Origin of the sequence: Arthrobacter sp. 24S4-2 (genome assembly GCF_005280255.1) — a bacterium.
Lineage (GTDB): Bacteria > Actinomycetota > Actinomycetes > Actinomycetales > Micrococcaceae > Arthrobacter.
This window is the reverse complement of the sequence record NZ_CP040018.1, coordinates 428,721-453,603: the sequence shown is the minus strand read 5'-3', so window position 1 is coordinate 453,603 and position 24,883 is coordinate 428,721. Positions and strand designations below refer to the sequence as shown.

Annotated in this window: 19 protein-coding genes and 1 pseudogene; 10 read left to right on the top strand and 10 right to left on the bottom strand. The window is 66.0% G+C overall.

The annotated features are described in order from the left end of the window. Positions 1-90: 90 nt before the first annotated feature. Positions 91-1,662, bottom strand: a complete 1,572-nt coding sequence (locus FCN77_RS02170) for an S-layer homology domain-containing protein (RefSeq protein ID WP_175417106.1) — start codon at positions 1,660-1,662, stop codon at positions 91-93. 398 nt (positions 1,663-2,060) lie between these two features. Here FCN77_RS02170 and FCN77_RS02165 point away from each other — a divergent pair, with 398 nt between their 5' ends. After that, positions 2,061-3,563 (top strand): C40 family peptidase, encoded by a 1,503-nt coding sequence (locus tag FCN77_RS02165; protein ID WP_137320929.1) that lies wholly within the window; start codon positions 2,061-2,063, stop codon positions 3,561-3,563. Between the two features lie 41 nt (positions 3,564-3,604). On the opposite strand, the gene FCN77_RS02160 is transcribed toward FCN77_RS02165, so the two are convergent. From FCN77_RS02160 to FCN77_RS02140, 6 genes are all read right to left on the bottom strand, one after another. Next, positions 3,605-4,510, bottom strand: coding sequence for an ABC transporter permease (locus FCN77_RS02160; RefSeq protein ID WP_254678814.1), 906 nt, complete (start codon positions 4,508-4,510; stop codon positions 3,605-3,607). Further along, a complete protein-coding gene (locus tag FCN77_RS02155) occupies positions 4,500-5,582 on the bottom strand; it encodes an ABC transporter ATP-binding protein (RefSeq protein WP_137320928.1) in 1,083 nt (360 codons plus the stop codon). The genes FCN77_RS02160 and FCN77_RS02155 overlap by 11 nt, the downstream gene beginning before the upstream one ends. Further along, complete coding sequence (locus FCN77_RS02150; RefSeq protein WP_137320927.1) at positions 5,579-6,850, bottom strand: hypothetical protein; 1,272 nt, start codon at positions 6,848-6,850, stop codon at positions 5,579-5,581. Before FCN77_RS02150 ends, FCN77_RS02155 begins: the two co-directional genes overlap by 4 nt. Positions 6,851-6,969: 119 nt before the next feature. Further along, positions 6,970-8,622: a PEP-utilizing enzyme gene (locus FCN77_RS27490; RefSeq protein ID WP_368074307.1), complete on the bottom strand. Its 1,653-nt coding sequence runs from the start codon at positions 8,620-8,622 to the stop codon at positions 6,970-6,972. Then, positions 8,604-9,701, bottom strand: coding sequence for a PEP/pyruvate-binding domain-containing protein (locus FCN77_RS27485; protein WP_368074306.1), 1,098 nt, complete (start codon positions 9,699-9,701; stop codon positions 8,604-8,606). Before FCN77_RS27485 ends, FCN77_RS27490 begins: the two co-directional genes overlap by 19 nt. Before the next feature lie 75 nt (positions 9,702-9,776). Further along, positions 9,777-10,808: a universal stress protein gene (locus FCN77_RS02140; protein ID WP_137320926.1), complete on the bottom strand. Its 1,032-nt coding sequence runs from the start codon at positions 10,806-10,808 to the stop codon at positions 9,777-9,779. A gap of 462 nt (positions 10,809-11,270) precedes the next feature. On the opposite strand from FCN77_RS02140, the gene FCN77_RS02135 reads away from it, so the two are divergent. Then, the gene (locus FCN77_RS02135; protein WP_137324599.1) at positions 11,271-11,903 is read left to right on the top strand and encodes an FAD-dependent monooxygenase; all 633 of its coding nucleotides are present in this window, start codon (positions 11,271-11,273) and stop codon (positions 11,901-11,903) included. A gap of 25 nt (positions 11,904-11,928) precedes the next feature. On the opposite strand, the gene FCN77_RS02130 is transcribed toward FCN77_RS02135, so the two are convergent. Next, on the bottom strand, positions 11,929-12,600 hold the full coding sequence (locus tag FCN77_RS02130; RefSeq protein WP_137320925.1) for a copper resistance CopC family protein: 672 nt from the start codon (positions 12,598-12,600) through the stop codon (positions 11,929-11,931). A gap of 113 nt (positions 12,601-12,713) precedes the next feature. Here FCN77_RS02130 and FCN77_RS02125 point away from each other — a divergent pair, with 113 nt between their 5' ends. The 8 genes and pseudogenes from FCN77_RS02125 to FCN77_RS02090 all read left to right on the top strand — a co-directional run bounded on the left by FCN77_RS02125 (position 12,714) and on the right by FCN77_RS02090 (position 21,713). Further along, positions 12,714-14,156, top strand: coding sequence for an NCS2 family permease (locus FCN77_RS02125; protein ID WP_137320924.1), 1,443 nt, complete (start codon positions 12,714-12,716; stop codon positions 14,154-14,156). Positions 14,157-14,255: 99 nt separating this feature from the next. Continuing rightward, positions 14,256-15,227, top strand: coding sequence for a formimidoylglutamase (gene hutG, locus FCN77_RS02120; protein ID WP_137320923.1), 972 nt, complete (start codon positions 14,256-14,258; stop codon positions 15,225-15,227). 152 nt (positions 15,228-15,379) lie between these two features. After that, on the top strand, positions 15,380-16,642 hold the full coding sequence (locus tag FCN77_RS02115) for an N-acetylglucosamine-6-phosphate deacetylase (protein ID WP_137320922.1): 1,263 nt from the start codon (positions 15,380-15,382) through the stop codon (positions 16,640-16,642). 570 nt (positions 16,643-17,212) lie between these two features. Beyond that, on the top strand, positions 17,213-18,133 hold the full coding sequence (locus FCN77_RS02110; RefSeq protein WP_137320921.1) for an SIS domain-containing protein: 921 nt from the start codon (positions 17,213-17,215) through the stop codon (positions 18,131-18,133). A gap of 10 nt (positions 18,134-18,143) precedes the next feature. Further along, positions 18,144-19,106, top strand: a complete 963-nt coding sequence (locus FCN77_RS02105) for an ROK family protein (protein ID WP_137320920.1) — start codon at positions 18,144-18,146, stop codon at positions 19,104-19,106. Then, positions 19,103-19,924: pseudogene (locus FCN77_RS02100) on the top strand (1-phosphofructokinase family hexose kinase); the annotation flags it as partial. The gene FCN77_RS02105 and the pseudogene FCN77_RS02100, both read left to right, overlap by 4 nt. A 127-nt stretch (positions 19,925-20,051) precedes the next feature. After that, complete coding sequence (locus FCN77_RS02095; RefSeq protein ID WP_137320919.1) at positions 20,052-20,891, top strand: class II fructose-bisphosphate aldolase; 840 nt, start codon at positions 20,052-20,054, stop codon at positions 20,889-20,891. Between the two features lie 21 nt (positions 20,892-20,912). After that, complete coding sequence (locus FCN77_RS02090; protein ID WP_137320918.1) at positions 20,913-21,713, top strand: DeoR/GlpR family DNA-binding transcription regulator; 801 nt, start codon at positions 20,913-20,915, stop codon at positions 21,711-21,713. On the opposite strand, the gene FCN77_RS02085 is transcribed toward FCN77_RS02090, so the two are convergent. Then, positions 21,710-23,452 (bottom strand): beta-galactosidase family protein, encoded by a 1,743-nt coding sequence (locus FCN77_RS02085; protein ID WP_254679079.1) that lies wholly within the window; start codon positions 23,450-23,452, stop codon positions 21,710-21,712. The two genes, FCN77_RS02090 and FCN77_RS02085, sit on opposite strands and share 4 nt — an antisense overlap. Before the next feature lie 136 nt (positions 23,453-23,588). Continuing rightward, positions 23,589-24,785 (bottom strand): Gfo/Idh/MocA family protein, encoded by a 1,197-nt coding sequence (locus FCN77_RS02080; RefSeq protein ID WP_137320916.1) that lies wholly within the window; start codon positions 24,783-24,785, stop codon positions 23,589-23,591. Positions 24,786-24,883 lie beyond the last annotated feature (98 nt).

Sequence of the window (24,883 nt, the reverse complement as noted above, 5' to 3'; positions counted from 1 at the left end):
ATAAGCGCGATCCGCTGTGCGACAGACACGCCGCACCGCAAGGTGGCCAAATGGCCTTTTTTGTTGTTTGACCGGATCCGGCCTGCGCGGCTAACGCGGCATGGGTTTGTCCGGGTTGGTGAGCCGGTAGAGGAACGCAGCCATGGCTTCCCGCGAAACCGGGGCGCCGGGGCGGTAGCTGCCGTCTGGATAGCCGGTGGTAATTCCTGCGGCAGCGGCCCAGCTCACCTCCCTGTGAAAGGCGTCACCGGGTCGGACGTCGCTAAACGGCGCGGTGGACGGCGCGGTATAGGTGGGTGCCCCGGCCAATACTGTGGCGTACCGGTAGAGGAACGCAGCCATGGCTTCACGTGAAACCGCGGTCCGGGGCCGGAAGGTGCCGTCGTCGTAGCCGGTGGTGATGCCCTGCGAGGCCAGCCAGGTGATCTCCTTGTAGAACATGTCCCCAGGGCTTAGGTCCCTGAAGGGCGAGACAGCAGGCGGAACGAACGAGGCGGGAGATCCTGCCTTCCGGAAGAGGAAGGCGGCCATTGCATCCCTCTGAACAGATTCCAGTGGGCGGAACGAGCCGTCGGGATAGCCGGTACTGATCCGCGAGTTCCCGAGCCAACTGACCTCGTGGAAGAACGGGGCACCGGCGGGGACGTCGGCGAAAGCCTGCCGCCCGTTTCCTGTCAGGTCGACCCGCGAAACTTCCGAACCCGCGTGGACGATGAAGAGGGCTGAGCCGTCGCCGGTGGCGACGACGCCTTGGGGCGCTTCCCCCACCGGGAATGTCGCTGCGACGGATCTGGTGGACGTGTCTATGACCGAGACATGGCCGTATCCCCCGCTGACGGTGACGTAGGCCTTGCGCCCGTCCGGGCTAAAGGCGACGTCAGCGGCATGACCATCGAGCGGGACAGCGTGCTGAGCGCGCGTGGCGGTATCCAGAATAATAAGGCCCGTCGGATTTACGCCCTCCGGGGTTGCACATCCAGTCACGAACAACTGCGTGCCGGAGGGGTTCAGGACCAGTCCATCGAGTGCCCCGCAGAGAGCCCCAAGCCCCGTTTCAATGGTTTCCACCACCGCTTTCTCCCCGACAGAGACCACAAAGATGGCAACCGAAACGGCGTCCGCGATGTAGAGTGTGCTGCCGTCCGGGCTCACAGCAACACTGCCCCGATAACCGGGGACGGGGACTTTGGCGGTAATAGCGTTTGATGCCGTATCGATGAACGCGACGTTATGCCCCTGGTACATGGTGCCGTAGAGGGCGCGCCCGTCCGGTGATAGCGCCAGGTGCGCAGCGCCCTGATCAGTCTCAATGCTTGCGGTGACCGCGTTGGACCGGGTGTCCACGACCTGGATAACGCCAGCTGTCCCGGGATTGCGTGGCCTCCCGGTAATGCCACTGTTGGCGATGTAGAGCCTCGCTCCGTCATGACTGAGTACCACTCCGGCGGTGCCCATTGTTCCCGGAATGGTGGCTTGGACAGCGCCCGTGGATGGATCCTGGACTGTTACGTTGCCGGGGTTCCCGATCAAGGAGTGCGAGACGTAGATCCTGGAGCCGGACTGATCGACTGCCAGTGACGGTATGAAGCGGCTCTTACCTGCAGCCGGGAAGGACGCCGACACCCAGTAGCCGGACGGGGAGGCCGCGAGGGGTCCAGGCACACTGACCGCCATCAGGATCACTGCCAGCAGGGCCGCGGCGCGCGCCCCTCCACGCCGCGGGCGGGCGGAATGCTGTCGCCACCGACGAAGTTGCACGAGGAATCCCCCTGCCCGAAGTGAACACGTCCCAGTCCCGATCAGGCTAGATCCGGCGTCAATACGGCCGCTAGCGTGGCGACTACTTGTTCAAATCCTTTGCCGACACGCCGAACACCAATGTGACCAAATAACATCGTTGTTGTTTATGTTATTGGTGTGACCAGTGTTGCCAAAGTTGCTGCTGGCCACGTAGCCTCGGGTGTGCTGGGTCATCCGCAGCGGGGCATCTACTTGTGAAACCACGGGTGAATAGTTCAAACTCCTCGCTCATTCCAGCCTGACTGCTGCGAGGTTACTTGATGGGTTTGACTGGATCCGGCCGCAAAGCGGCTGTGCTGTGCACCGCCGTCGTACTCCTCGGATCCCTCACCCTGCCGGCTCAGGCCGCACCGCTTCCGGGCGCAGCGATGCCCGCCGTGAGCGTTCCGGCGTCACCGGAGATTCCGTCTCCCGAAGAGATTGCGGCAGCCAAGGCCAGTGAAAGTGCGACGGCGGACCAGGTCGCCCGGATCGATCGCATCCTGGCGGACGCCGCCGCTGCCCAGGAAGCCAGCTTCGCCGCGGCTATGCAGGCCAACAACGCCTACGGTGACGCCCTGGTAACCCTCGAGATCCGCCGGGACGCGGCCACGCTGGCGTCCGCGAAGGCGGCATCAGCCGAGGCGGAGCAGGCCAAGACCCGAAAGCAGGTGGGACAGCTCGCCGGGGACCTGTACCGGAACGGCGGGCTCAACCCTACCCTCACCACTTTTGTCAGCGGTAAGGGCGAAGTCCTGGAGCAGGCTGCCACCCTTGAAGCCATCTCCGCCAGCCGCAGCCGGGCTTTCGAAGCGGCCGAGAATGCCGCCTCGGCGGCCAAGTCCTTGACCGCCGCGGCGGAGGATGCCAACCACGCCGCCGATGACGCCGCCCGGGCCGCGGAAGACCGGAAGGCGGACGCCGAACGCGCCAATGCGGCCCAGGTGAAGGCCGTGTCCGAGGCCAAGTCCCAGCGGACCGTGCTGGTGGACCAGCTCGCAAACCTCAAGAACACCACCGTGGCCCTTGAATCAGCCCGGGTGGACGCCTTGGACCGTCAACGTGCCCAGGAGCGTCTTGCTGCCGTAACCGCTGCGGCCGCCGCGCAGGCCACCTCCCAGACCACCTCCCAGACCGAGGTGCAGGCCGCTGTGCCCCAGGGCCGGCCTGCGGCACAGCAGCCGCAGGCACCGGCGGCACCAGGTCCGGCCGCGCCGGCTCCTCCTGCTCCCGCAGCGCCGGCTCCTCCTGCTCCCGCAGCGCCGGCTCCTCCTGCTCCCGCAGCGCCGGCTCCTCCTGCTCCCGCAGCGCCCGCACCCCAGCCGGCTGCTCCCTCCCAGCCCGAACCGGTCACCCCTGCACCGGCCGTCCCGGCTCCGGCACCCGCCCCTGTTCCCGCGCCGTCGCCCGGTGGCTCAAACCAGACCGCCATCTCGGTGGCACTGGGCAAGGTAGGCTCCCCCTACTTCTACAAGTACGGCGGCTCTGGCCCGCTCGGTTTCGACTGTTCAGGCCTGGTGCAGAACGCATTCGCAGCAGCCGGCAAGTACCTCCCCCGAACGGCGGCCCAGCAGTACGCCCAAGCGCCCGTGCACGTGCCGCTCTCCCAGGCGCAGCCCGGTGACCTCCTGGTCTGGGGATCGGCCCCCGATTTCTACCACGTGGCGATCTACCTTGGCGGCGGGCGCGTGGTCCAGGCCCTCAACCCGGAGGACGGCATCACGGTGACGGATCTGGCCTGGATGGCCGGAATGCAGCTCCACCCCGTCGTCGCCCGGTACTGAGTCCTCCGATTTGATCAGGCCGCCGGCGTCCAGGACAACGCCTAGGACAAGATGTCCTTAGTGACGAACCGGCCGTAGGCGAGCGCGCCGAAGGCGGCGATGTATCCGGCCTGCAGCAGGGCATTGCTGCCGAAGGAATCCCAGGCAATCGGCTGGCGGAGCAAGTCGGCGAAACCGAACCAGTAGTGGCTGAACAGCCACGGGTGCAGCCACTCCAGCTGGGGCAGCTCACCCAGCACCTGGGACACCACCGACGCCACAATGGTGGCCGCCATGGCCCCCACCGGCACATCCGTCAAGGTGGAGAGGAACAGCCCGACGGCAGAGAGCCCCAGCAGCGACACGGTCAGATACGCGGCCACGAGCAGCAGCCGCACCACCGCTTCCGCCGGCGTGATCACATCCCCGGACAGCAGTGTCACTGGACCCACCGGGAACAGCACCGCACCGATGCCGGCACCGGCCAGCGCCACAACGAGCGGGGCCACCACGCAGAAGGCGGCTGCACCCGCATATTTGACCAGCAAAAGGCGCACCCTGCCGGCCGGTGCAAGCAGAAGATAACGCAGCGTCCCCAGTCCCGCCTCGCCGGCAATCGTGTCTCCTGCCACGACGCCCACCGTAAGCGGCAGGAACAGCGGCACGCAGACCAGCATCGCCGTGACACCCACAAAGAGCCCGTTCTGGGTGATCCTGTCGAGGAACGCCGGGCCACGGCCTGGAGGCACAGCCGAGGAGAGCCGCACGGCGACGGCCATCAGCACCGGCACGGCTGCGAGCGCCAACAGCATCGCCCACGTGCGGCGCCGGCGGAAAAGGACAGTCAGCTCCGACGCCAGCAGCGGCCATCCGGAGGAGGCTCTGCCCGCCGCTGGCTCCGCTCCGGTGTCATCTGCGGCAGCGCGGGTGCCGTCCACCGCTGCAGCCGCGACATCTCTATTGGGCAATGTCGAACCCCTCCCCCGTCAGCGCCACAAAGCGGTCTTCGAGGCTGCCCTGTTCCACCGCAAAGCCGCGGACCCGCACCCCGGCAGCGACCAGGGCAGCCACCACGGCTTCCGGTTCCACTTCACCGCCGCTTGGGACGCCACCGGCGGCCGTTGCGGGGCCGGCAGCTGCGGGACCGGTAATCGCGCCACCGGCGGTTGCAGGAACGGCTGCGGCTCCGGCGCCGGCGCCGGTCCCTGAGGCCGCGAACAGCAGCGCGCCGTTGTTCCGGCCTCCCACAGGAGTCATGCCCAACGTGGCGAAGACGCCCTCGGCCAGGCCGGCGTCGGGCGTTACGAGGCGGATCCGGGCGTTGCCCGCGTCGCGCAACTCAGGGAGCGTTCCCTGCGCCACCAGCCGCCCTGCGCTCATCACGGCCGCGTGCGTGCAGATCTGTTCCACTTCGGCCAGAAGGTGGCTGGAGACGAAAACCGTGGCACCGTCGGCCGCGAGCGAGCGGACCAGGGAGCGGACTTCGCGGGTGCCCTGCGGGTCCAGCCCGTTGGTTGGTTCGTCGAGGACCAGCAGGTCCCGGGGCGAGAGCAGCGCGTTGGCGATGCCCAGGCGCTGCTTCATGCCCAGCGAATACGCGCGGACCTTCTTCCCGGCGGCGTGCGTGAGGCCCACCCGCTCCAGGGCGGATGCCACCCGGGCCCCGCGCGTGGAAGCCGCAGCATAGGGGTCGGCCGCATCGAGGCGCCGAAGATTGGCCGGCCCGGACAGGAACGGGTAGAACGCCGGGCCTTCCACCAGGGCGCCCACCCGCGGCAGGACCTCGTGGAAACGGTCCGGCATCTCCAGGCCCAGCACCCGCACGGAACCTTCCGTGGCACCGGCAAGGCCCAGCATCATGCGGATGGTGGTGGTTTTGCCGGAGCCGTTCGGCCCCAGGAAGCCAAAGACGGATCCCCTCGGAACGGTCAGGTCGACGCCGTCCACCGCCAGCTGGTGGCCGAACCGTTTGCTGAGGCCGCGCGTTTCTATGGCAAGGTCGCCTACGGCAAGGTGGGCGGTTCGGCCGGCGGCTGTCACCGCGCGGCAGCAGCGGTAAGCAGGCGCTCCGCGGGCACAGAGCCGGCGAAGACGCGGCCATCATCGGTAAACAGGACATTCACGACGGCGGTGCTGAACAACCGTCCGCCTGGCACCGCAAGTGCGGCCTGTTGCAGCAGCGGATCACTGGACAGCATGGCGCCAGCTTCCGCGGTGGCCGGGCTGGCGGGGATTTCCACCACGCTCTCCCATCCGCTTCCGGTAACCGTAGGCCGCGGGAGCCCGCCATTCGGATCCCGGTGACCAGGAACCACTGCGTCAGGAACCACTGCGTTGGGAACCACTGCGTCAGGAACCACTGCGTTGGGAACCACTGCGTCAGGAGCGACTGCTTCGGGAACGGTAGCCTCAGGAACCGTAGTGTCCGGCACAATGCCACTTTCCGTGCTAGGGTCGGGCACGCGTCCCGGCAGGTGTCCCGTGCCGTGGGCGGGGACTTCCGCTTCCTTCACCATGGCGCCCGGCGGCGGGCTGAACGCGAACAGGGAAGCGTCCGGCGCCTCGAGCGACAGGCTAGTGAACGCCAGCCTGAAGGCCGGCTCTGCCTGTCCGCGGGCCTTCAGTTCGACGCTGAGCGGCAGGCCGCTCTGGCCATCAACCGCAATGGCCACAGAGCCGATCAACGTGCCCTCCGTCCGCGGCGTGATCATCAGGTTGTAGGCGGCCCGGCCAGCAACGTTGACCTCCGGGAGGACCGCAATTTCAGTAGTAGGGTCAGCGGCGGCAAGCAGACGTGCGGCCAGGTCCTCCGGCGTGGGCATCACACCGTCGGTTCCGGTTTCCAGATGCTTGTTCTGGCCGGAACTCATGTGTTGCCCGGGGTCTGAAGGGAGCGTCAGATGGGTGGCGGTGTTGTCCTTGGAGTTATACAGCCACACCTGGTCACCGTTCCGCACGGCATTGCGCTCCGCGAGGCGGTCCAGCACCTGGATGCGCATCTTGCTGGTTCCGTCCAGGAACACCCGGGCCGTGTGCGGGCCGCCCAGGAGCTCCAGCGCGGCTGCTGCGCCGCTGCTTGACGTGGGGCCGGCGTTCGGGACCTCGGGTAGGCCGATCTGGGATGTCTGCTCCAGCGTCCCGGAAAGGGACGGGGCAGAGTGGTGCGCCACCAGCGCCAGAACCTCTGCGGGGCTCTTGGCGGGCAACGGGTCCCCTGCGCTGGCGGGCACGGACCCGGCCAACGCGGCGGCGGCAATAACGGCGGGGACGGCCACGGCGGGCATCCACCGCAGCCATTTTCTGGTCATGACAACACTCCGCTCCAACAATGCAGCTTATTGATTCCAGAGTACGCCTCGGGCACCCGCGGTACACCCCCTTTGGGGAGCACGCCGGAGGCCTTTCAGGTAGCCGTCCCGGCAGTCCTTCAGCCTTTGGCGGGCGTGACGGTGCCGGCCCCGCCATCGACCGTAATAACCTCACCGGTACTGATGGCCACAGTAGCGTCGGGGACGCCGACGACGGCGGGAATGCCGTACTCGCGGGCCACGACTGCCCCATGGGAGTTTGGGCCGCCCATCTCCATCACGAGCCCGCCGGCGGTGAGGAACAATGGCGTCCAGCCCGGATCCGTTGAGGGTGCCACGAGGATTTCGCCCGGCTCCAGCTGCGCACCCTGCGGGTCGAGAATGACACGGGCCTTCGCGGTGGCGGTGCCGGACGACGCCGGCGTTCCGGACAGCAGGCCGGCGGCTGCTTCCGCCGCTGTACCTCCGCGGGGCTGCAGCGCTTCAGGTTCCGTTCCGTCCGAAAGCAGCACCCGGGGAATGCGGCGGCGGCCCAGTTCGGCGTCGTAGGACTCCCGGCGCTCGGCCACGATCCCGTGGAGCGCCGCACCGGCCAGGCCGCGGTGGGCTTCGGCGAAGTCCAGGAAGAAGATGTCATCGGCGTCGGTGATGCGGCCGGCCGCGGCGAGCTCCGCCCCCACTGCCGAAAGCTGTTGCCGCACGAAGGCCAGGCCCTCCACAAGGTGGTATTTCGGCAGTTCGCGCAGGCCGGCAAACATGCGGGTCCGCTTCAGCGCGCCCCTCACCAGCCGGGCGCGCAGCCTGCCCATCGGCCCGCCCTTCTCCCCCGCCCTGGCCACAAGCCGTTCGATCTGGGCGTCCGCCTCGCGGGCAGCCTTGGCGAACTGCCTGTCAGGTGCGAGGGCCGGATCGTCGAGTTTGAGGTAGTTCGCGAGGACTCCGAGGATGTGCCCGGAGTCCTCGGACCAGCGGGGCAAGCCGAGGTCGATTTCAGCGACGGCCCTGTGGCCGTACCGTGCCAGGAATCCGGCCAGCCCGGACTGCACGACGGCGGGCAGCTCACCGGCGCGGTAGCGCCGCGCCAGTTCCGGCGGCGACGACTCCTCAAATACTGCGACGGCGGCAGGCTCGGTGCGGATGTCCGTGGCCAGCTGCCACAGTGCAAGGTCCATCTCCGTGGTCACGTTGTTGGGGAGCCCGCGCAGCACAGCCTGCAGGGCACCGGATTCGGGGCTCCTCCCGGCCAGCTTCCCGGCGACCGCCAGCAAAGCAAACCCCAGCGCCGGCAGCGGTAGCACGCCGGGCACGATCCGGAAGAGCTCGCCGCCGAGCACACGTTCTGCGTGGTTCAGCCGCTCCGCCGGTGTGGCGTTGGCTGGAACCACGAGGGCAGCCCTGAGCTGTTCGCCGATTCCGTCCGCCCTGCGGAGCGCCGCTTCCGGGCGGATCAGCGCACGCAGCAAGGACTCCGGCACCCTGGCCTTCGCCGCCACCGGACCCACGTGCTTCAGGACCCGCCACGGGGACCTGTTGGTGACGGTGAACCTGGGGTCGTCAAACAGCCCGCGGAGCACCGCGGCAGACCTGGCTTCCATAACGTCGAAGACACGGGGTACAAAGGCGCGGCCCACACTGCTGCGGATAACCGCTGTGAGGTCGAAGAAGAGGCGCAGCCCTGCCTGCCGGTACGGGGCCGGTCCGTTGCGGGGATCCGGAACGTCGAAACCTGCTGCGCGGGCCGCCGAGGATGCGATCAGGCGGAATCCGGCCATGCCCATCGGGGTGAGGGGGCGCGTGAGTCCTTGGGCCAGGCTGAAACACAGGTAGAGGCGAGTCCCCTCCGGTGCCGGCAGGTCCGGACGGACGTCCGGCAGGGGTACAGCGTGGTGATGGGACGGGACTGCGTCAGCCAGAGCTTGTCCGCGCCGTCGATGGCCCATTCAATGTCCTGCGGCGCCCCGTAATGCCGCTCCACACGGCTGCCCAGCGCCGTCAGTTCCCTGATCTGGGCGTCGCTTAGGGACGGGGCGGAATCCGCGGCGAGGCTGATCCGCTCGGTGCCTCCGCCAGGCAGCGGCCGGATGGCGATGCGTTTGTCCCCCGGCCGGCGCTCCAGGATCTCGTTGGTGGCTGCGTCCACCACGAAGTGGTCCGGGTTCACCGCACCGGAAACCACTGCCTCGCCCAGCCCCGGGCTGGCATCGATCACGGCCTCGCGGCGTCTTCCGGTCACCGGGTTCGCCGTGAACAGGACCCCGGCCACGGAGGCATCCACCATGCGCTGGACCACTACCGCGAGCGCCACCGTTGCAGGGCTGATGCCGTGCGTGGCCCGGTAGGCCACCGCCCGGTCGGTCCACAGCGAGGCCCAGCACTGCCGGACAGCCGCCAGCACGGCGTCCCCGCCCACAACATTGAGGTAAGTGTCCTGCTGGCCGGCAAAGCTTGCGAACGGAAGGTCCTCGGCCGTTGCCGAGGACCTCACGGCGACCGGAACGTCGGTCCCCAGCGCCGCATAGGACGTCCGGACGGCGTCGGCAATCTCCGCCGGAATGTCCACGCCGAGGATGAGCTCACGGGCGCGGGCGGCGAGGTCCGCCAAGGCCTGGAGGTCACCGGACCCTGTGGCCGCCAAGCCGCGGTGCACGTCCTCCAGCCCCGCGGGGACAACAGCCCGACGGTACGCGTCCGTGGTTAGGCAGAACCCGGGCGGGACGGGAAGTCCGGCACCGGTGGTCTCCCCGAGGTTGGCAGCCTTGCCGCCCACGCGGGCCAGCATGCCGGCGTTGATCAGCTCCAGGCCCAGCACCAGCCCGTCCTGGGACCCTGCTGGGATGCTGGTCTGGTTCACCACTGGCCTCCTGATTTGGGGACGGTATTGCCGGGCGGACCAGGCAGGGCCCAGCCAATGTGTTAAGCGGACGGACTAGGCTGCGCCGAGCATCGGACCGAAGCTGGCACGGTCCGCGAGCCGCGGGTCTTCCCTGTCCGGTACCACCAGCACGGGCGCCTTGGCGTGGTGAAGAATGCCGTCCGACGTCGAGCCCAGCAGCATCCCGGCGAATCCGCCGTGGCCGCGCGTTCCCACCACCACGAGTTCCACGTGCCGGCTTTCCTGCACGAGCACCTCAACAGGGGAACCGTCCACGAGCCGGGTCTCCACAGTCAGTTTGGGGTAGTGGCTCTTCAGCCAGGCCACTCCTGCCTCCAGCTGGACCCGGATGTCCGCGAACAGCGCTTCCCTGTCCATCGGCGCGGGGACCCACGCCAGCGACCCGCTGTACTGGGGCACGGCGCACACCACGCGCAGCGGCGCACCGAGCCGTTCGGCCTGGTCCGCCGCCTCCAGCACGGCCACGCGGGCCTGCTCGGAACCGTCAACGCCCACTACCACCACGTGCTCCACCGCCTGGTGGCCGGACTTGGCCTGCTCGGCCTTGATATGTTTGTCGTCCGTGGTCTCCCCCAGGCGGTCTGCGCAGATCAGCGGCACGGTGACCGTGGGGCATTTCGCGTGTGCCGGCAGGGCGCTGCTGACCGATCCCAGGAGCCTGCCCACGAAACCGCCGCGGCCCCTGGTGCCGAACACCAGGAGTTCCGCGGTTTCGGACATCTCCAGCAGCACGCCGGAGGCGTCGCCGTTCTCCACGGAGGCGTCAACGTCGATGTCGTACGGGGCCACCTTGTCCATGGCCTGCTTGAGGATGGCCTCGGCGCCCTCGCGGATCACCGAGTCATCAACCGTGGCGTAGCCGCCGTCCAGCCCGGACGCGGCGAAGATCGGCACGGAGTATGCGGTCACGATGTGCAGGGGCCGGCGGCGGCGTTCAGCTTCGCGGGCGGCCCACACGAGGGCGCACTGGCTATGGTCGGAACCGTCCACGCCCACCACAATCCCTTCGGGGGCGGCAGAACCGCCGTCGTCATCCCTTGACGGGTGCACCTGATCTCGGCCCATGGGGTCCGCCTCCTCGCGATACTGCCTGATGTTGCCGCTATTCTGCCAGAAGTGTCTGCTCCCGGCGTGATCCGGGAGCCAGGTCCCGCTGCTGGCTGAAAATCCGCTCTTTCTGATAACTATTCTCGGTTGCCGAACTCTAGGCAAGCAGGCCAAATCTGCGGCGAGGAAACACCCCGGACACCGACTCTGCTCCCATTTTTTACAGTCCGGAAACATAGAGATCCCACCTCCGATGAGCAAAATTACAGGTGTGAGATTGTTGGGGTAGCCAATGTCCGGCAAAGGCTATCCAGAGCCCGAAAAGTTCTGTATTGTCGAGGCGTTGCGAAACTGAGATATGTGTTTCAGAACACAGTTCCGGGTTTCATGCGATGCGGCCGGACTTTGGGGGTTTCGGAAAGTGCAGAAGGACCAGATCTGCACAGTGAACCATTCGAGGAGGAACCAGCAGTGTCGAGCATGCCAATTTGCGGCGGGACCGAACAGACCACCACGGTGATCATCGGATCCGGACTGCCGGGCCTGGCTGTTGCCAGCGAGCTCCGGCGGCGGGGCGTGGACTCCATCACTGTGGACGCGCTCGAAACCCTGGGCGGGATCCAGTCCCCCAACACCGTCTCCCTGCCCCGCTGCGATGCCCCGAATTCGGCCACCATGCAGGAACGGAACGAAATCCTCCGGCATCTGCGAAATTACGCCACCAGCCACAATCTGGACATCCGCAACAACACCCGCGCTGTGCAGCTGAACCTGCTGGGCACGGAACTCTCCGGACCATCCATGCACCAATGGGCTGTCCACACCCCGGACGGCATCCTGCTGGCGCACCACATCGTCCTGACCCGCGGCGCGCACAGCCAGCTGCGCCGCTGGCTCGCGGACCTTGGACTGACCCTGGGCCAGAACCTCGCCGCCGCCATGCGCGCCATCGGCATCTACCTCGTGGGCGTTGGCGAACTGATCACTCCCACGCCAAAGGAAGTGCTCCGCCAGGCAAAGGTAGTGGGCCAGGCCATCTCAGCCAAGGTCTACCCGGACAGCGTCCCGTCCGTACTCACCGGAAGCTTCGCCGCCCTGCCCTCGCCGGCGTAAGGCTGCGGCCCCGCCAGGGCGGGGCTCACTTCCCGTCGCCGGCTTTATCCTCGTCGGCCTTCCCGTCGCCGCCAGTGTCCTCATCGGCGTCGCCGTCCGGCGACTTGAGGTTGCGTTTTGCCAGCACACCAAGCGCCACCAGAATGCCAACGGCAGTCCCGGCGAACAGCACCAGGCTCCAGGGGAATGGTTCCGACGCGTCGGGCGCCGGCTCGGGCGCCGTCGTGGTTCCGGGCTGGGCGGTGCCGGCCGTCGGGACCTGGCCCGCCGTCGTCGGGCTGCCGGTTGACGGGCTGCCCGCCGTCGAACCCGCCGCACCGGCCGTGGCCGTGAACGTGAAGGTGCCCTCGATGGGGTGCGAATCGGAGCTGACCACGCGCCACACCACGGTGAACTCCCCGGCGGGGGCCCCATCGCGAAGTTTCTGCGAGGCGACGTTGTCCACGATTTCCACGGGACCGTCAGCCCAGTTGGTGCCTGCCGCATCCTTCACCTGGATCTGGGAGCCGAGTGCCAGCGGGTCCTTGTTGAAGGTGACGGACACCTTCTCCGGCGGCGTGGCCACGGTGGCGCCCTGAGCGGGACTGCTGGATTCAGCGGCGTCGTGGGCTGAGGCGGGTGCCGCGGCAAACAGCACCGCGGCCGCAATAAAGAGGGCGCCGAACAGGGCGCTCAGCAGCTGGCGGATGGGACGCATAGGGGGACTACTCCTGTGTGTTGGCTTCCTTACAGACTAGGCGAAATCGCAGGGGCGCGGCCCGGCAACCTACTAGGATTCAAGTAATCCCCAACACTCTCCCCGGAGGACTAATGCTTAAGCAGGGCTCTGCACTGGACCGGTACTTCAAGATTTCCGAGCGGGGGTCAAACTTCTCCCGCGAGATCCGGGGCGGCTTTGCCACGTTCTTTGCCATGAGCTACATCGTGGTGCTGAATCCCCTGATCCTCTCCGGGGCCGACTCCAGCGGCGCAACCCTCGGTTTCCCGGCCGTCGCGGCCACCACCGCGTTTGCGGCGGGCATCCTGACCATCCTGATGGGCGCCTGGGCCAAGCACCCGTTCGCCATGGCCACGGGCTTGGGCGTGAACGCCTTCGTGGCCGTCACCGTGGCAACGAATCCGGGCCTGACCTGGCCGGACATGATGGGGCTCGTGGTACTTTCCGGCATCACCATGCTGGTCCTGGTCCTCACAGGATTCCGCACTGCGGTGTTCAAGGCTGTCCCGGACGGGCTGAAAACGGCCATCGTGGTGGGAATCGGCTTGTTCATCGCCCTGATCGGCCTGGTCAACGCAGGCTTTGTGCGCCGCATCCCGGACGCGGCCGGCACCACAGTTCCGGTGGGACTCGGTTTTGACGGCAAGCTCCTGGGCTGGCCCACCCTGGTGTTCGTTTTCGGACTCATCCTGACCATCGGGCTCCTGGTACGCAAGGTCAAGGGTGCCATCCTGATCGGCATCATCGCTTCCACCGTCCTGTCCGTGATCCTGGAATTCACCCTCCAAATCGGGCCCAGCTTCGACGGCAAGAACGTCAACCCGCAGGGCTGGTCCCTCGTGGCCCCCAAGTTCACCGAATGGGCGGCGCCTGACCTGTCCCTGATCGGCAAGGCCAACCCCATCGGCGCGTTCGAACACCTCGGTTTCGTGGCAGCCACCCTGCTGGCCTTCGTGATCCTGCTCAGCATCTTCTTCGATGCCATGGGCACCATGGTGGGCCTGGCCAACGAGGCCGGAACAGTGGATAAGGACGGAAACATCCCCAACGTGGACCGGGTGCTCCAGGTTGACGCGCTGGGCGCGATCGTGGGCGGCGGCGCGTCCGTCTCCTCCAACCAGATCTTCGTGGAATCCGGAGCGGGCATCGGCGAGGGCGCCCGGACCGGCCTGGCCTCGATCGTCACCGGCCTGCTGTTCCTGGTGGCCATGTTCTTCACGCCGCTGATCAACCTGGTCCCATTCGAGGCCGTGGCTCCGGCGCTTGTGGTGGTGGGCTTCATGATGGTCTCGCAGGTGGGCAAGATCGACTGGCAGGACTGGGGCATTGCGCTCCCCGCGTTCCTTACCTTCAGCCTGATGCCGTTCACGTACTCCATCGCCAACGGCCTGGGCGCGGGGTTCATCGCCTATGTGCTGATCCGCACCTTCGAAGGCCGCGCCCGCGAAATCCACCCGCTTATGTGGGTCGTGGCTGCCGCGTTCCTCCTGTTCTTCGGCATTGGCCCGGTCGAACAGGTCCTCGGCGTCCTCTAGCCGGCCTCCCCCCGCTGTCTTAACCGAGTGTCCGGGATTCGGGACAGCCCGACGGCGGCGGGGCTGGTTTTCGGGGCTCGGCTGCGGTGAGCTTGGAATATGCCTCACACAGCCCTCACTGTCGATATCCCGCCGCTGACCTGGACGGGCAGGTTCGACGGCGACAGCGCCGAGCACCGCCGCTGGTGGCAGGCCATCAAGCCGTACCGCCACGAGCCCGCTGCCCTCCAGCCCGAAGACGCATCGCCCCGCACGCGTCCCGCCGTCGTCCTCGGTTTCAGCAGCGACGCCGGAGTGCTCCGCAACAAGGGCCGCGTGGGTGCCGCCGCGGCCCCCGCCGCCATCCGCGCCGCCCTTGCGCCGCTCGCCTTCCACCTCCCCCGCGAGGTGTTCGACGCCGGCGACGTCACTGTCAGGGACAATGCGCTGGAGGCCGGCCAGGTCCGTGCCGGGCTGGCAATATCTGAAATGCTCGACGCCGGCAACCTCACCGTGGTGCTGGGCGGCGGCCACGAAACAGCGTTCGCCAGTTACCTCGGCGTGGCCGGTTCGGCAGCCGTGCGGGACGGCAGGCGCCTGGGCGTGCTGAACCTGGACGCGCACTTCGACCTTCGCGACGCTCCCGAGCCGTCCTCGGGCACGCCGTTCCTGCAGATGGCCCGCGCGGAGGAGGCCGCCGAGCGCAAGCTGAACTACGCCGTCGTCGGGATTTCCGAGCCCAACAACACCCGCACGCTGTTCAACACCGCCAAACGGCTGGGGGCGAAATACCTTCTCGACGAGGACTGCTCGGCGGAGGCCACCCGGAACTTCGTGGCCGATTTCCTGGACACCGTGGACGTCCTCTACCTGACCATCGACCTGGATGTGCTGCCCGCCGCGGTGGCGCCGGGGGTCAGCGCTCCGGCGGCCTACGGCGTGCCGCTGCCGGTGATCAGCGCCGTCTGCCGGCAGGTGGCTGCCAGCGGAAAACTGCTGCATCTGGACGTCGCCGAGCTGAACCCGAAGTTCGACATCGACCAGCGCACGGCCAGGGTGGCAGCACGGCTGGTCAACACGCTGCTGGGTTAGCACAGCAGTTCCCTCCGGTGCACACTCCCCACACGCACGGCGGAAGCGGGACACCACCGCTGCTGCCGCGAGCATCACGTGCCCCAACGACTCCCGTGCCAGCAGTGCCAGCGGTGCCAAGAGGAGTCGACCGGAGTGTCTAGGATCAAAGTATGCAAACTTCGGCGCCCGTAAAGGTCACCAGCAGCGCGGCTTATCTTCTTTTTGGGACCGTAGTCACGGACGGAAGCGTCCTTGCCGATTGGGCAGTGGCCGTACGTAATGACCGGATTGTCTACGCGGGCCCACGAGGTGATCTCAACACCGACGAATTGCTTGGCGCTGAAGTGATCGAGGTTCCCCCGGGCAGTTTCATAATTCCGGGGCTAGTCGATCTGCATTGTCATGGAGCAGTCGGTGGTGATTTTCCTGCCGGGGAAGATGCAGGATCCAGGGCAGCAGTCGACTTCCTGCACGCACACGGCACGACAACGTTGCTTGCAAGTCTGGTCACGGCTCCAAGCGCGGATTTGTTGGCTGCGATAACTGCTTTGAAGCCCATGGAGGCTGAAGGACTCGTCGCCGGAATTCATTTGGAAGGACCCTTCCTGTCCCATGCTCGATGCGGCGCGCAAAACCCGCTGTGGCTTCGGGAACCTGACCTTGAGCTGCTCGGCGAATTGCTGCGAGCCGCTGCTGGAGCCCTGAAGTCCATGACTTACGCTGCGGAGTTGGAAGGGGCGGATGATTTGGTCGACATGTTGGCAAAGCATGGTGTGGTGCCGTCCCTGGGCCACTCGGATTCTGACGCCAAAACGGCTGCTGCGTCGCTGGAACACGCAGCCAGAAAGCTGGCATCGTCCGGCCAGCATAAAGCTTGGGCCCGCCCCACGGTGACACACCTTTTCAATGGGATGGCGCCCATGCACCACCGGAACCCGGGTCCCGTAGCGGCCTGCCTCCGACTGGCACGGGCAGGCACCGTGGCCGTGGAATTGATCGGCGACGGCGTACATCTCGATCCGCAGACAGTGCGGATGGTTTTTGAGCTGGTTGGGCCGAAGAACGTCCTCCTGGTCACCGATTCGATGGCAGCGACAGGGCTGCCCGATGGTGACTACGTCCTGGGCCCGTCTCCGGTCTCCGTCCGCAACGGCGTGGCAACATTGCGGAGCACCGGATCGCTCGCCGGTGGTACGGCGACATTGTTAGACGTTGTCAGACAGACCATTGCGGCAGGCGTGAGCCCCGGTGACGCCGTCGCGTCAGCTACTTCTGTGCCAGCACAGATTCTCGGGCTCGGGGCCGAGGTCGGCAGTCTGCGCGCGGGAATGAGGGCCGACGTTATCGTTGTGGATGAGGACTTTGGGCTTCTGTCGGTCCTGCGGGGCGGCGCAAGAATTCCTCGGAGGGTTCCCGCGACGGATGCCTTGTGAAGGCGCGTGCCGACAGATACCGCTGCCGAGGCTAGCGCTGCCCACCATCCCGTAATGTTCCGGACCTCACCAGGCAATGGCATCCAGAGGCCTTTCTTCCACCGAGGGTGGCCTTGACCTTCACCCCGGTCTGCGACGGCTCGCAGCTTCCGTTGCAGATCCACGCTGGTTGTGACACGCGCTAACCATGCTGCGTCCATGGAGTCCGCCAACCTGCCTGCTTGAAGTCCCGCAGCGAGCCCGCGAAGGGGCTTTCCGGGCTTGCCCGGAAAACGGCGCCACATTCTTAGCCTGGCGCCCCGCCTCCCCTGCGGTTCAAGCCCCCGAAGAGCGATAAGCGCATGCGATGCAGGAACCTGTTCGTGGCGAGAATTGGCAACCACCGTCGCCGCGGTTTTCAGACTGCGAACGCAACGGCCCAGTGACGCTTGTAAGATTGTTTGTGATTGTTTAGACTGATTAACAATCAATAAACGTCATCGGTCGGTCCGGGGACGAACCGCGGCACGCATGGCGCCGTCATAACCACGCGGCACGCATGGCGCCGTCATAACCAAAGGAGCAGATGCTATGACTGAGGCCATTCTCGGTGCGCACATGGATCATGAACTCACCTCCCAGCCAGCCGTCTGGACGCGCGCCATTGCCCAGGCCCGGGAGGAGCACTTGCTGCCTGCTGACGGGCTGCGGGTCGCGGTGATCGGGTGCGGCACGTCCTGGTTTATTGCGCAGAGCTACTCCGCTGCCCGCGAGAGGGCAGGCAAGGGCCTGACGGATCCGTTTGCGGCGTCGGAGGCCTTCCTTAACAGCAACAGCGCCGCCCGTGATTACGACGCAGTCGTAGCCATCACGCGTTCCGGAACCACCACCGAAGTGCTGGAGCAGTTGGCAGCCCTTAAGGGCAACGTGCGGACCGTTGCACTGCTCGGGGACGTCGAATCACCGGCTGCGGCGCTTGCGGACTCGGTGATCGGGCTCCCATACGCGGACGAGAAGTCTGTGGTGCAGACGCGGTTCGCTACGGCTGCGCTGGTGTACCTCCTGACAAGCCTTGGAATGGACCTCACCGGCGCCGTTGAAGAAGCCCGCCACGCAGTGTCGGATAAGGTTCCGCTGGAGCTCGTCGAGGCTGAACAATTCACGTTCCTCGGGCAGGGCTGGACTGTGGGCTTGGCCCACGAGGCCGGATTGAAAATGCGCGAAGCCGTCCAAGGCTGGACCGAGTCCTACCCGGCCATGGAGTACCGGCATGGCCCCATCTCGATTGCCGCGCCAGGACGAGTCACCTGGCTGTTCGGCGAGCAGCCGGAAGGGCTGGACGATGACATGGCCAAGACCGGTGCACTTTATCTCAACACCGGCCGGCACCCCCTCGCGGAGCTGGCCCGGGTGCACAAGGTGGCACTGGAGCGCGCCAGGGCCCGTGGCCTGGACCCCGACCGCCCCCGCAACCTCACGCGTTCGGTTATCCTCGACGTCGCCGCACCCTAGGACGGATCGTATGCCCACCGCACCGGCCGCAACTGACGGCCCAAACCTCGGGCCGGCACCTGCGGCTGTATTTGCCTTCGATGTCGGCGGCACTGATTTGAAGGCCGCCGTGATTGATTCGTCCGGCGCCATCATGGGACTGCGTCGCAGCAGGACACCTCTGGACAAGAGCCGCCCTGCCGAAGCTGTGCTGGACCGGGTGGAAGATCTGGTGAGTCAACTTTCGAGGGACTTTCCCAAGATGAGGCCAGGAGCGGCCGGATTGGTCGTGCCGGGTCTGGTGGACCCTGATGCAGGGATCGGCATCCTGTCGGCGAACCTGGGCTGGCGTGACTATCCGTTCGCCGTAGAGGCTGAACGCCGGTTGGGGCTGCCGGTTGCTTTCGGGCACGACGTCGGATCCGCCGGCTATGCCGAGGTGCAGTTGGGAGCAGCTCGGAGCCTCAGCGACGTCGTGGTGATGATCCTTGGCACCGGGATCGCCGGAGCCGTCCTGACAGACGGCCGGGTCGTGACGGCGGGCGGCTACGCGGGAGAACTGGGACATGCCCTGGTGCCTGCCCCAGATGGGCAAGCCAGCTGCATCCTTGAGTCCGCGGCCTCCGCCGGCGCCATTGCCCGACGTTACACACAGCTCAGCGGCAACATGGTGCACGGTGCCCGCGCCGTCCTGGAACTGGCCAGGGCACAGGACGGGACCGCCCGGCAGGTGTGGGCCGATGCCGTCAACGCTTTGGCCTTCAGCATCGTCCAATTCGTCAACATTCTCGGCACCGAAGCCGTCGTGATCGGCGGCGGGCTGTCCGAGGCCGGCGACGAGCTGCTGGCTCCGCTGCGCCTCAGAGTCGATGAGCTACTGACCTTCCAACGGCGCCCTCTGATTGTGAAGTCACAGCTAGGCCAGAACGGCGGGCTTATCGGCGCAGCCCTGAAGGCCCGGGCGCTCCTGGCGCCACTTGGAATGTCCACGTGAAGCGCATTATCACCGTTACTCCCAACCCCGCGGTGGACGTCACCTACACCGTCAAGGGCGTCAGCATCGGCGGAAGTAACCGCGTGGAGGCGCCCCTGGTCCGGGCCGGAGGCAAGGGCGTCAACGTCGCCAGAGTTGCCCATCAGCTGAACGTCCCCGTCCTCGCCATCGCCACAGCCGGAGGCGCCTCCGGCGCAGCATTGGCCGCCGAGCTACAGGCCAGCGCGCTTCCTCACAGGCTCGTGTCCACAGCGGTGGACACCCGCCGCAGCATCGCTCTTGTGGACACCGTGAACGGCCAAACTTCCATCTTCAACGAGCACGGGAGTGCGCTGGAGCCTACCGAGTGGCTGGCCCTGAAGAGCGCCGTCCGGGAGAGCCTCAGCGATAGGGATGCACCGTCGCCCGGCGTACTTGTGGGCTCGGGAAGCCTTCCGGAAGGGGGGCGCCCTGACTTCTACGCGGAGCTGATTTCTTTGGCTCATAGTGCGGGCATCCCGGCAATTGTTGACACTTCCGGTCCCGGGATGCTGGCTGCGGCCGAAGCCGGTGCGGATCTGCTCAAGCCCAACAATCATGAGCTGCTTGAGGCCACCGGAGAGCGTGACGTATTCGCCGGCGCCGTTAAGCTCATGGCCCTGGGGGCCCGCCGGGTGCTGGTCAGTGCAGGTGCGGACGGCATGATGGCTTTCCAAGCCGGGCAACCGGACAGCTACTGGCATGCGCGCCTGCCCTTCGCCTTCTCCGGCAATCCCACCGGAGCCGGCGATGCCTCGGTGGCCGCTGCCGCCGTCGCCTTCTGCAACGGCCCCACCGAGATCGAAAACATCCTCCGGGCAGCCACCGCATGGTCGGCGGCTGCCGTACTTATGCCGGTGCGGGCGAAATTTCGCCCAGACATGCGGAGCTGGCCACCATGCTCATCGTTACCCAAAAGGAGCTGCCATGACCTTGGTCAAAACCCGGGACCTGATGAACCGCGCTTTAGAGCGGGGCGTGGGTCAGGCGGCCTTCAACATCGTTCACCTGGAAACTCTGGAAGGACTCGTGGGTGGCGCGGAAGCGGCCGGACTTCCAGTGATCCTGCAGATTTCGGAAAACTGCGCCAACTTCCATGGCGGACTGGAGCCGTTGGCCAGCGCAGCCATGGCCGCGGCCCGGCAAGCGTCGGTTCCGGTTTCCATCCACCTGGATCACGCCGAATCCGAAGAGCTCGCGCTGGAGGCCATCGGGCTGGGCTTTGGTTCCGTGATGTATGACGGCGCCCATCTGCCTTACGACCTGAACGTTGCCGCCACGCGGCGGGTCACCGAACACGCGCATAAGGCAGGCGTCTACGTGGAAGCCGAACTTGGCAAAGTGGGAGGCAAGGACGGCGCCCACGCGCCCGGAGCCAGGACAGATCCATGCGAAGCAGCCGCCTTCGTCGCCGCTACCGGCGTAGACGCGCTGGCCGTTGCAGTCGGATCCTCCCACGCCATGACCGAGCGTAAGGCGGTCCTGGACCTGCCGCTGATCGCCCGGCTGAAGTCCGCCCTGGACGTGCCGCTCGTGCTGCACGGAAGCTCAGGCGTGGCAGACGACGCAATCGTCGCCGCTATCGGCTCGGGCATGACTAAGATAAATGTTTCCACCCATTTAAACGGATTCTTCACCCGTGCGGTCCGGGACTACCTGGCGGCCAACCCTGCCGTGGTGGATTCCCGCAAGTACGTGAAGGCCGGCCGCGAAGCCCTGGTTCCCGAGGTGTCGCGGCTCCTGGCTCTGTTCGCCAGGGCGACGTAGTACCACTTGAGAGGTATGTTCATGACCCGCACCGATCGACTGGCAGCGATCCTTGACCTGCTTGCTGACACAGGGCAGATCGAGGTGGAGGACATCGTCGCAAAATTAGGTGTTTCACCTGCCACCGCCCGCAGGGACCTGGACAGTCTCGCAAAGCAACGGTTACTCAGCCGCACCAGAGGCGGTGCTACTACCGGCGCGGTGGCTTATGACCTCCCCAGCCGATACAACCGCGATGACCATGCCGAAGCCAAGAATCTCATTGCGGAAGAGGCGTCAAGGCTCATCCAACCCGGTGCCGTAATCGGCCTCAGCGGAGGCACCACCACAACGGCGCTGGCCCATGTGCTGTCTACGCGGGAAGACCTGAACACCCCATCGGACCGGCCCACCCTGACTGTGGTCACTAACGCCATCAACATCGCTGCCCAGCTCGCAGTTCGGCCCAACATCAAGATCATGGTCACCGGCGGCATCCTGAACCCCCGCTCCTACGAGCTCGTCGGACCCTACACGGACATCGTCATGCAGAAAGTCGCCCTCGACTTCGCCTTCATCGGTGTCAATGGAATCGACGCGGAGGTGGGGCCGACCATCACCGACGAAGGCGAGGCGTCGGTCAACACCCTCATGGCCCGGCGAGCCACCGAATCCTATGTACTTGCGGACTCCTCGAAGGTGGGGCGCCGCGCCTTCGCCACCATGGCCGGTTACCCCTTTCGCAGACTGATTACGGATTCCGGGATCTCGCAAAAGGACAAAGCTGCCTTTGAGGCGAACGGCACGGAAGTCATCGTGGCGATGGGCGCTGCTGCGGTCTAGCCAAGCTCCGGCTCGGTGCGCAGCTCTATTGAGCTGCCCCACTTCTCCAGCTCCAGGATCTTGATCGAGTTGCTGCCGGTCCGGATCAGCGGAGCCGGTATGTAGAGAGTGGACTGGGGCCCCACCTCCCAATAGCGGCCGAGCAGGAAGCCGTTGATCCAGACGAATCCCTTACCGAAACCGGGGAGGGCCAGAAAGGTGTCCGCGGCGGCATCCGTCCGGAAGCTGGCTGAAGCAAGGTGTTCAAGTTCCCGATCCCCCCAGTCGCTGAGCGAGTGGGGGGTCTGCGTCCAGTGAAAGGTGTGGCGCTGGTTTACTAGGACTCCCCCCAGAATGCCTTTCCCCTGACCCGTCAAAGGTCCGTAATTAATCCGCCCCTGGTTTTCCACGAGGATGTCCAGTCGCACGGAGGCCCCGGTTCCCTGGACCCTCAATCCCTCCCGTGCGCTCGCTCCATCCAGTATCCCGGCGTGACGGCCGTCGATCCAAAGGTGGGCGCGGTCATGGAGTTCCATGATCCGGATCCGCGATTCGGTCGGGGCGTGAGGGAGCCCTGGCAGCGTTACCTCAGCGCCGTACAGCATCAGGCCCGAGTCGAGGTCCATCTCCTCAAATGTAAGAGGCCGCACGCTGGATCGCTGCCGCGTACCGGCACGGAGTAGTTCTAGCAGCTCGACGCCAGGCTCCACGTCAAGGGTTCGGCCGGGCAAAACCGGGGCAGGCGCCAACAGCTCCGGATCCAGCTCGGGAGGTTCCACAGTGCCCTGCGCATGGAAGAATGCCCTTCGCAGGGCATGGTACTTGGGCGTTAGGTCGCCGTTCTCCGCGATCGGGGCATCGGAGTCATAGCTGGTAACCGTTGGCTGGAGCTTTTCACCATCGTGGTTGCTGCCGGACCAAAGCCCAAAGTTCGTACCTCCATGGGCCATATAGATGCACACTGAGCCGTCCAGATCCAGGATTTTTGAGACTTCGGCCTCCGCGTCCTCCTTCTCCCGGACGTGGTGATCCTCATGCCAGTGATCGAACCAGCCACCCCAAAACTCGACATTGAAAAACGGCTCGTCCGGCCTGCGTCGCCGCCAAGTTGCCACTGATTCCTCCCCGCGGCTCCCCAGGGTGGCCGCAGCCAAAGTTCCGTCCAGTGCACCGCCGTCGAGGTGGAAATCGGTTCCGCCGTCCGCGGTGAACAGAAGCTCCAAGATGCCCCGGTCCATGAGCGCCCGGCGGTTCCAGCGTAAGTACGCCTTGTCGTCGCCGTAGCTGCCGTACTCGTTCTCGATCTGCACCGCGACCACCGGCCCGCCCCGGGCCGCCTGGCGGGTTGCGATGATGGGCAGGAGGTCGTCAAACCATTCCTCGACCGCGTCTGTGAAGACCGGATCGGAACAGCGCAGACCGATCCCCGGCGTGCCCGTCAGCCATGCAGGGATCCCTCCGTTATCCCATTCCGCACATATGTACGGCCCGGGACGAACGATCACATCCAGGTCTTGGGCTGCGGCCAGATCGATGAAGCGGCCCAGATCCCGCCAATGTGTGAAATTGGGGCGCTGCCCGCGCGTCGGCTGATGGAAGTTCCAGGCAACGTACGTATCGACCGTGTTGGCTCCCATGGCCCGCAACTTGGCCAAGCGGTCCTCCCACTGACTCGGGTGCACGCGGAAGTAGTGGATGGCACCCGCCAGGATGCGGTGCTGTTTTCCTGAACGGTAAAACGCATTGCCCCTGTAGCTCAGGATGGGTGGCTGCGCTCCAGATGCACGGGGGCCTGTTCCAGCCGATTGGTGGGCCGTTTGTTCGGGCGGTCGCAGGTCCATGCATTGTCCATTCCTGATGTGATGGTCTTGTTCAAGGATTTCGGTTCGTTCGTAGTCAACAATGGCTTGAGTCACGGGCAGGTTGGCCGGCTTCAAAATACCCGACCAGGTCGGCGGGCAATGCCGGGACTTCGCGAGCAGAGCCGTCACCGCGTAGGGATTCTGTGGCCAGCACACCCGCTGCCACTGACTGGCGGGCGGCGATAGGGCTGGTACGGGTCTGCCCGCCGCGGGCGGCGAACTCCAGGAACTCGGCGATCAGGCGAGGATCGGCGCCGCCGTGGCCGCCATCGCCGTCGGGAATCCCGATCACCCGGTCCGGCTCAGCGAAACCGGTGGATGTCCTCGACGTCCAGACGCTGATCTTGCCGCCCGGGCCGTCGCCGAAGTTCTCGATCCTGCCCTTGGTGCCGATCACCGTGTAGTTCCGCCAATAGTCGGGGGTGAAATGACACTGCTGGTAGGAAGCCAGCACCCCGTTGTCCAGCACCATCTGCATCATGGAAATGTCTTCCACATCGATCAGCGGACTGAGCGCCGTTTGCTCCGTGGGCGGCCAGTTATCGAGCGAGAACCAGTCCCCCATCCGGCGGCCGGCGTTGTCCCGGCGGTCCCGGACATCACCGTATACGGCGAGGTCCCCAATGGCAGACACCCGCTTGGTGTAGCCGTTCGCCAGCCAGTGGATGACGTCGATGTCGTGGGCACCCTTCTGGAGCAGCAGCGACGTGACGTTCTTGCGTTCGGAGTGCCAGTCCTTAAAGTAGTAGTCGCCCCCGTTGCCCACAAAGTGCCGGCACCAGATCGCTTTGACGTCGCCAATCACACCGTCTTCAATCAGTTGGCGCATCTGCACTACCACTGGCATGTGGCGCATGTTGTGACCGACGTACAGCCTCGTTCCGGTTTCATAAGCCGTCTGCAGGATCAGATCCGCTGCCTCAAGTGTGACGTCCAACGGTTTCTCGCAGAAGGTGGGAATGCCGGCCCTGAGCGTCTCGACGGCCACTAATGCGTGCTGGTTGTCCGGCGTAAGAACCAGGACTGCGTCAATGCCGCTGGTGAGCAGCTCATTGAGATCCGCCGTGACCCTGGCCGTAGGGATCTTTTCGGTAGCGTCCGCGCGGCCGCGCGCGCTGGTATCGCACACGATGGTTACTTCGGATCCCTGGCCCGGGTTGTGGACGTGCTTCCACAGACTCGCCCTCAGACCGAATCCGACCAGCCCGACCTTCATATCAACAGTTCTCATTGCTACGCGATTCCTCCTGCTTGGTTGCAGCCCTTAGGCCGCCATGTAGCCGCATGCCTGCCCGGATTCCCGGAGGCTGCGCGGCACCGTAATTGGTT

What these genes read in the sequence shown, in the direction of transcription:
- FCN77_RS02165 (WP_137320929.1), top strand. Translation starts at nt 2,061, where the DNA reads ATGGGTTTGACTGGATCCGGCCGCAAAGCGGCTGTGCTGTGCACCGCC.
- FCN77_RS02150 (WP_137320927.1), bottom strand. Translation starts at nt 6,850, where the DNA reads ATGACCAGAAAATGGCTGCGGTGGATGCCCGCCGTGGCCGTCCCCGCC.
- FCN77_RS27490 (WP_368074307.1), bottom strand. Translation starts at nt 8,622, where the DNA reads ATGGCCGGATTCCGCCTGATCGCATCCTCGGCGGCCCGCGCAGCAGGT.
- FCN77_RS02140 (WP_137320926.1), bottom strand. Translation starts at nt 10,808, where the DNA reads ATGGGCCGAGATCAGGTGCACCCGTCAAGGGATGACGACGGCGGTTCT.
- FCN77_RS02135 (WP_137324599.1), top strand. Translation starts at nt 11,271, where the DNA reads ATGCCAATTTGCGGCGGGACCGAACAGACCACCACGGTGATCATCGGA.
- FCN77_RS02130 (WP_137320925.1), bottom strand. Translation starts at nt 12,600, where the DNA reads ATGCGTCCCATCCGCCAGCTGCTGAGCGCCCTGTTCGGCGCCCTCTTT.
- FCN77_RS02125 (WP_137320924.1), top strand. Translation starts at nt 12,714, where the DNA reads ATGCTTAAGCAGGGCTCTGCACTGGACCGGTACTTCAAGATTTCCGAG.
- hutG (WP_137320923.1), top strand. Translation starts at nt 14,256, where the DNA reads ATGCCTCACACAGCCCTCACTGTCGATATCCCGCCGCTGACCTGGACG.
- FCN77_RS02115 (WP_137320922.1), top strand. Translation starts at nt 15,380, where the DNA reads ATGCAAACTTCGGCGCCCGTAAAGGTCACCAGCAGCGCGGCTTATCTT.
- FCN77_RS02110 (WP_137320921.1), top strand. Translation starts at nt 17,213, where the DNA reads ATGACTGAGGCCATTCTCGGTGCGCACATGGATCATGAACTCACCTCC.
- FCN77_RS02105 (WP_137320920.1), top strand. Translation starts at nt 18,144, where the DNA reads ATGCCCACCGCACCGGCCGCAACTGACGGCCCAAACCTCGGGCCGGCA.
- FCN77_RS02095 (WP_137320919.1), top strand. Translation starts at nt 20,052, where the DNA reads ATGACCTTGGTCAAAACCCGGGACCTGATGAACCGCGCTTTAGAGCGG.
- FCN77_RS02090 (WP_137320918.1), top strand. Translation starts at nt 20,913, where the DNA reads ATGACCCGCACCGATCGACTGGCAGCGATCCTTGACCTGCTTGCTGAC.
- FCN77_RS02080 (WP_137320916.1), bottom strand. Translation starts at nt 24,785, where the DNA reads ATGAGAACTGTTGATATGAAGGTCGGGCTGGTCGGATTCGGTCTGAGG.